Origin of the sequence: Jatrophihabitans sp. (assembly GCF_046262535.1) — a bacterium.
In the GTDB taxonomy this organism is placed as follows: Bacteria; Actinomycetota; Actinomycetes; order Mycobacteriales; family Jatrophihabitantaceae; genus Jatrophihabitans.
The window spans coordinates 1-6,604 of the sequence record NZ_JBHEMO010000044.1; the positions used below are offsets into that span (position 1 = coordinate 1).

The 6,604-nt window shown below is 70.7% G+C and carries 7 protein-coding genes; 3 read left to right on the forward strand and 4 right to left on the reverse strand.

All coding sequences use genetic code 11. The features are described from left to right. From ABR571_RS07140 to ABR571_RS07155, 4 genes are all read right to left on the reverse strand, one after another. Nucleotides 1-248 (reverse strand): DUF3090 family protein (locus tag ABR571_RS07140; RefSeq protein WP_409452498.1); only part of this gene is annotated, 248 nt, incomplete at its 3' end. A 33-nt stretch (nucleotides 249-281) separates the two neighbouring features. Continuing rightward, nucleotides 282-977 carry a histidine phosphatase family protein gene (locus ABR571_RS07145; RefSeq protein ID WP_409452499.1) on the reverse strand — a complete coding sequence of 232 codons (696 nt, stop codon included), beginning with the start codon at nucleotides 975-977 and terminating at the stop codon, nucleotides 282-284. Nucleotides 978-984: 7 nt separating this feature from the next. Next, complete coding sequence (locus ABR571_RS07150) at nucleotides 985-1,839, reverse strand: undecaprenyl-diphosphate phosphatase (protein WP_409452500.1); 855 nt, start codon at nucleotides 1,837-1,839, stop codon at nucleotides 985-987. Between the two features lie 58 nt (nucleotides 1,840-1,897). Then, nucleotides 1,898-2,950, reverse strand: coding sequence for an LLM class F420-dependent oxidoreductase (locus ABR571_RS07155; protein WP_409452501.1), 1,053 nt, complete (start codon nucleotides 2,948-2,950; stop codon nucleotides 1,898-1,900). Between the two features lie 60 nt (nucleotides 2,951-3,010). On the opposite strand from ABR571_RS07155, the gene ABR571_RS07160 reads away from it, so the two are divergent. From ABR571_RS07160 to ABR571_RS07170, 3 genes are all read left to right on the forward strand, one after another. Continuing rightward, on the forward strand, nucleotides 3,011-3,976 hold the full coding sequence (locus ABR571_RS07160) for an aldo/keto reductase (RefSeq protein WP_409452502.1): 966 nt from the start codon (nucleotides 3,011-3,013) through the stop codon (nucleotides 3,974-3,976). Nucleotides 3,977-4,086: 110 nt separating this feature from the next. After that, nucleotides 4,087-5,883 carry an AAA family ATPase gene (locus tag ABR571_RS07165; RefSeq protein ID WP_409452503.1) on the forward strand — a complete coding sequence of 599 codons (1,797 nt, stop codon included), beginning with the start codon at nucleotides 4,087-4,089 and terminating at the stop codon, nucleotides 5,881-5,883. A 185-nt stretch (nucleotides 5,884-6,068) separates the two neighbouring features. After that, the gene (locus ABR571_RS07170) at nucleotides 6,069-6,578 is read left to right on the forward strand and encodes a hypothetical protein (protein ID WP_409452504.1); all 510 of its coding nucleotides are present in this window, start codon (nucleotides 6,069-6,071) and stop codon (nucleotides 6,576-6,578) included. Nucleotides 6,579-6,604 lie beyond the last annotated feature (26 nt).

Here is a 6,604-nt window from a genome sequence, read left to right on the forward strand (position 1 = left end):
TCGACGGGCAGCTCGAGCGCATCGTTGTCGAGGTCGCTGGCCGGCAACGCCGTACCAGTGCGGGCGACGATCTCATCCAGCAACTGCTCGAGCCGGTCGGCCAGGATCACGACCTGCTGCTTCTCCAGGGCGACCGAGACGATGCGGTTCCCGTCGACCGCCTGCAGGTAGAACGCCCGCTCGCCGGGCGTGCCGACAGTGCCGGCAATGAACCGGCTCGGGCGTTCGAAGAGGAAAAGCTGCCGCATGATGCTTTCGAGCCTAGTCAATCTGCGACCGGCTCAAACGCTGCCTGCGCCTGCGCCACCGCCAACGGTGGCGTCGTTGCCGGAAGATCGGCGCCGCCGGCGTTTCGGGGGCACGAATGCGCTCAGATCGCCGCCCACGTCGTTGACCCGGATCACGTACGGGCGGGTCGGTGTGTAGCGGATCACCGACACCGAGCACGGATCGGGAACGATGCGCTGGTACTGGTCGAGGTGCAGCCCGAGCGCATCGGCCACGACCGCCTTGATGATGTCGCCGTGCGTGCAAGCGACCCAGACGGCGTCCTGGCCGAGCCGCGCGTCCCAGTCGCGCACCGCGGCGACCGCCCGGCTCGCCATCTCGGCCAGACCTTCGCCACCAGGGAAGCGGACGGCCGACGGCTGGCTCTGCACGACCTTCCAGAGGGGGTCCTTGGCCAGGTCCTTGATCGCCTTGCCCGTCCAGTCGCCGTAGCCGCACTCGATCAGCCGCTCGTCGACCTGCCAGTCCGGTTCGGCCCGTTGCGCCGCCTGGATGGCTTCGGCGGTCTCGACGCAGCGCTCCAACGGGCTGGTGACGATCGCGGCCAGCGGCAGGACGGCGATCCGCTCGGCCACCGCGGCGGCCTGCTTCTCGCCGCGCTCGTCGAGATGGACGCCCGGGGTGCGGCCGGCCAGGGCCGGACCGGTCATCTTCGTCAGGCCGTGCCGGACCAGGAGCAGAGTCGACACCCGAGCGCTACTTGGTCGCGTGCAGGACGCCGGTGGACAGCAGGACGATCAGCAGCACGCCCAGCGCGACGCGGTAGTAGATGAAGACGAAGGTGCCGTGTTTGGTCAGCCACCGGAGCAGCCAGTGGATCGAGGCCAGACCGACCACGAAGGCGAAGACCACGGCGACCCCGATCAGGCCGGCGCCCGGCGAGCCGTCGGTGTTCTTCTTGACCGCCTCGTATCCGCCGGACAGGACGACGGCCGGGATCGAGAGCAGGAAGGAGAAGCGGGCGGCGGCCTCACGGGTGAGCCCGCGGAAGAGTCCGGCGGTGATCGTCGTGCCCGAGCGGGATGCGCCGGGTATGAGCGCCAGCGCCTGCGCGGTGCCGACGTACACGGCGTCCATCCTGTCGATCTGCTCCTCGTCGCGGTCGCGCCGGCCGACCTTCTCGGCGGCGTACAGCACGCCGGCCAGCGCGATCAGCGTGACCGAGATGACCCAGAGGTTGCGGGCGCCGGTCTCGATCTGGTGACTGAAGATGAGCCCGAACAGGCCGACCGGGACGGTCGCCAGGATGAGATACCAGCCGAGCTTGTACTCGAGGGTGGTGCGCACGCTCTTGTCGACGATGCCGCGGAACCAGGCCATCGTCACGTGCAGCAGTTCGCGCCAGAAGTAGAGGACGATCGCCACGGTCGTGCCGAGCTGGACGATGGCGGTGAAGCGTGCGCCAGGATCGTTGGTCCGCGCGTGCCCGTGGTAGTTGAAGTGCCAGTCGAACAGGGCCGGGACGATGCGCAGGTGCGCCGTCGATGAGATGGGCAGGAACTCCGTCAGCCCCTGGACGATGCCGAGGACAATCGCTTGGAACAGGCTCATGCCCTCACTCCGTTCGAGCATGCAGAGCCGCAACACCACATCGCTCCGCAAGCGTCGCTCATGCCCCGGCGCCCGACTTGTCGAGAGCTTCCGCGGCGGTGCGCAGGCCCGCGATTCGCTCGTCGTGCGAGTCCCCGTACGGGACGAGGCTGATGGTGGTGACTCCGGCCTCGGCGTAGGCCCGCATCCGGTCGGCGATCCGCTCCACCGGCCCGAGCAACGCCGTGCTGTCGACGAACTCGAACGGCACCGTCGCGGCGGCCTCGTCGTAGTTCCGGGCCAGGTACAGGTCCTGCACTCTTGCCGCCGCCTCCTCGTATCCCATGCGCACAGCCAGCGCGTTGTAGAAGTTCTCCTCCCGGCTGCCCATCCCGCCGATGTAGAGCGCCGAATAGGGCCGGACCGGCCCGGCGCACTTCTCGGGATCGTCGCCGACCACGAGCGGAACGGTGGCCGAGATGTCGAAGCCCGCGAGATCCTTGCCGACCTTCGCCCGGCCGGCGCGGATGCCCTCGACCTGGGGATCGGCGTGCTCGGGCGCGAAGAACACCGGCTGCCAGCCGTCGGCCAGCTCCCCGGCCAGCCGGAGGTTCTTGGGGCCGATCGCGGCGAGATAGATCGGGATGTGCTCGCGCACCGGGTGCAGCATCAGGTGAAGGGCCTTGCCCGGTCCGTCGGGTAGCGGCAGTTGGTAGGTTTCGCCGCTGTAGCGGACCCGCTCGCGCGACAGCGCGAGGTTGACGATGTCGACGTACTCCCGCGTACGGGCCAGAGGTTTGGCGAAGCGCACACCGTGCCATCCTTCGGACACCTGCGGTCCGGACACGCCCAGGCCGAGCCGGAAGCGACCGCCGGACAGGGTGTCGAGCGTGGCGGCGGTCATCGCCGTCATGGTCGGCGTCCGGGCCGGGATCTGCAGCACGGCGCTGCCCACATCGATCGTCGACGTCTTCGCCGCGAGCCACGACAGCACCGTCACGGCGTCCGAACCGTAGGCCTCGGCCGCCCAGACCACGGAGAATCCGAGGCGCTCGGCTTCGAGGACGACGGCGAGGTCGTCTGCGCTGTTTCCGCGGATACCCCAGTAACCGACGTTCAGGCCGAGCCGCATGGCGCCACCATAGCGAGCACCGTTGGCGGGCCCCGACCGCCGAGCCGGTACTTTGCGACGGTGAAGCAACGCACTGCCGGGCGCAGCGGCTTGAAGGTCTCGCACCTCGGCCTCGGGACCATGACGTGGGGTGTGGAGACCGACGCCGACGAGGCCGCTGCGCAGCTGGTTGCCTTCCACGATGCCGGCGGGACGCTGGTCGACACGGCGGCGTCGTACGGCTACGGCGAGTCGGAGTCGATCCTGGGTCAGCTCCTCGCCGACGTTGTACCGCGGGTCGATCTGATCATCGCCAGCAAGGCCGGGATCACCCGCACGCTCGAGAGCCAGGTCGTCGACGCGTCGCGGGGCGAGCTGCTGCGCCGGCTGGACGAGTCGCTGCGCAAGCTCGGCACCGATTACCTCGACCTCTGGTACGTCCACTACATCGACGACACCGTCCCCTTCGAAGAAACGCTCGGCGCGCTCGACCACGCGGTGTCGTCGGGGAAGGTCCGCTACGCGGGCGTCTCGAACTACAGCGGTTGGCGGATCGGCCGCGCGGCGACCTGGCAGCAAGCGGTCCCGGGCCGCGCGCCGATCGTTGCGAACCAGGTGCGGTACTCCCTCGTCGACCGCGGGATCGAACGCGAGGTCGTGCCGGCCTGCGCCGCGCTCGGTGTCGGCGTCTTTCCCTGGTCGCCCCTTGGCGGCGGAGTGCTCACCGGGAAGTACCGCGGCGGCACCCCGTCCGACTCCCGAGCCGTCGCGGGACACCGCCCCGATCTCGTCGCCGCCGACTCCGCGGCCGGCATCGTCGAAGCTGTAGCGACCGCAGCGGAGGGTCTCGCGACGTCCCCGGTCGCCGTCGCCCTGGCCTGGCTGCGCGACCGACCGGGCGTGGTGGCACCCATCCTCGGCGCCCGCACGCTCGGCCAGCTGACCGGCGCCCTGGCCAGCGAGGCGCTCGAGCTCCCGCGCGAGATCATCGACGCGCTCGACGACGTGTCGGCGCCGGTGATCGGTTACCCCGAGGACGTGCGCTGACGCCGTCCGACCCGATCTTCACGGCGTTCTGCGACGCCGGGCTGTGGCCTGGGCTGGGCAAGCGCCTCGCCGCCGAGCTCGCGGACGCGGGCATCCGGCGCCCGGAGGACGTGACGACGGCGAGTCTGGCCGGACTGCCCAAGGTCGGTCCCATGCGGGCCGGCCGGTTGCTGTCGGCGTGGATCGCCGCGGCGCCGGCCTATGAGGTGGCCTCGTTGGTCGTGCCGGCCGGGGTGGACGCGCGGATCGCCGGCCGGTTGGTCGACCAGCTGGGCCCACCGGCTCCGCGGTTGTTGCGCGACGACCCGTGGCGCCTGCTGGCCGTCAACGGCGTGACGCCGGCCGACGCCGACCGGGTGGCGCGGGCGGCGCTGCCCGGAGTGACCCGGGACGACCCCCGGCGGGCGCGCGCGCTGGTCGGCTGGGTGCTGGCCGGTCAGGCGCGCGACGGGCACACGGTTTCGGCGCGCACCGATGTGGCGCAGGCCTTGCTGGAGTTCGGCGTCGGGGATGTCGAGACGGCGATCGACGCAGCGGTCGAGTCGGCCGCGGTGATCGAGGCCGACGACGAGCAGGTCGGCCTGTCTCGCTACGCCGAGGCCGAGGACGGGATCGCGCAGGGCATCGCCCGGCTCGTGGCCACCGCGGAGCCGTTTGCCGTGTCCAAACGCAAGACCGCCTCGCTGGACGAGACGCAGCGGGCGGCCGTAGCCGCTGCGCTGCAGGGAGGCGTCACGGTGCTCACCGGCGGACCGGGGACCGGCAAGAGCCGAACCGTCGCCACGCTGGTGAGCCTCGCCGAGGCCGCCGGCCACTCGGTGGCGCTGGCCGCGCCCACCGGTCGGGCGGCCAAGCGGCTCGAGGAACTGTGCGACTCCCCCGCCTCCACGCTGCACCGTCTGCTCGGTGCGCAAGCTCGGCAATCGGGCGACGGCGTCACCTTCGACGGCGGCTTCGCCCGCAACGAGGAGTGGCCGGTCGACCAGGACGTCGTGGTGGTGGACGAGGCGTCCATGCTCGACGTCGAGCTGGCCGACGCCCTGCTCACCGCGTGCGGGGACGGCACGCACCTGCTGTTCGTGGGCGACGCCGCGCAGCTTCCGTCCATCGGGCCGGGACGGGTGCTGGGCGACCTGATCGACTCCGGGACGGTGCCGGTAACCGAGCTCACCACCCTGTACCGGCAGGCCGAAGGTGGCACCATCGCCCGCCTGGCGACCGCGGTCCGTGAGGGCGAACTTCCCGCGGTCGACGACCCCACGCACGAGGTCGTCATCGTGCCGGCCCGCGGCTCAGGCGATGCGGCGCACCGGGTGGTACAGCTGGTCACCGACTCGATCCCCCGGGCCTTGGCCATCCCGCCCGACCTGGTCCAGGTCGTGACGCCGGTACACCGCGGTCCGGCCGGGACGCAGGCGCTGAACAAGGCGTTGAAGGAGAAGATCAATCCCGGTTCGGGCAAGCGTCGCTTCGATCCGGGTGACCGGGTGGTGGCGACGGCCAACCACCTCGAGGCCGAACCGTTCGGCTACGCGAACGGCGAGGTGGGCGTGGTCGCCGAGATCGGGCCCGAAGGGGCGGTGACCGTCGAGTTCGCGTCCGGACCGGCCGAGGTGAAGGGCAAGGCGCTGGCCGACCTGTTGCACGGCTGGGCGATCACGGTGCACCGCGCTCAGGGCTCGGAGTTCCCGGCAGTGGTCGTGGTGCTGCCGCCCGAGGCGGGCCGGCTCATGTCACGGCCGCTCGTCTACACCGCGCTCACCCGGGCGCAGCGGCACCTGTCGATCGTGCACGCCGCCGGCCCGGCGGTGGCCCGAGCGGTGCGACAGGTCGGCGCGGTTCCGCGCCGCACCCGGCTCATCCCGCTGCTGAAGGACTATGTCAGCGGAGCCCACACCGAACCGTGAGCCCGTCCGCCGCGGTGCGTGGCCAGAGCGGGCGGCGCGATCTATATCCCGCTGGGGGGCAGGGACAGTCGCATGAAACCAGTCATGCGGGTCTTCGTGGGAGGTTCCAGTCAATGGCGGTCTCACCGAGCCGGCGATCCCGGCGACTCACCATCATCCTCACAACGGTCCCCGCGGCCTCTTTCGTGACGACCGTCCCCGCTCTCGCCGACGACGGGGACCTGCAGCAACCGATCGACTTCCTGCACAACGGGATGGAGTCGCCGGTGTCGGGAGGCGTGTTCGGCAGCAGCCCCGGTGCCAACATCGGCAGGGCAATCTGTTCGACGTCGACGTCGACCGCGGCCAACGCGAACACGTCGTGCGAGCCGAACAACCCGCACAACGAGACCTCGATCGCCGTGAACCCGGTGAACCACAACAACATCATCGGCGGCGTGAACGACTGCCAGTTGGCCGTGAACCCCGGATCCCACGTGTCCGAGACGCTGCTGTCACGCGCGCACGTCTCGTTCGACGCCGGCCGGACCTGGGCCGAATACCCACTCAACGCCAATTCGGCCTACCAGGCCACCCGGCGACCCGTCCGTCGCCTTCGACGCCGACGGCCACGCGTACTACGCCACGCTGGGCTTCCGCTTCGTCGGGCCAGTGAACGAGACGACGCCGGACGTGATCGTCTCGAACTCGGGTGACGGCGGACGGCATTGGGCGACCAGCC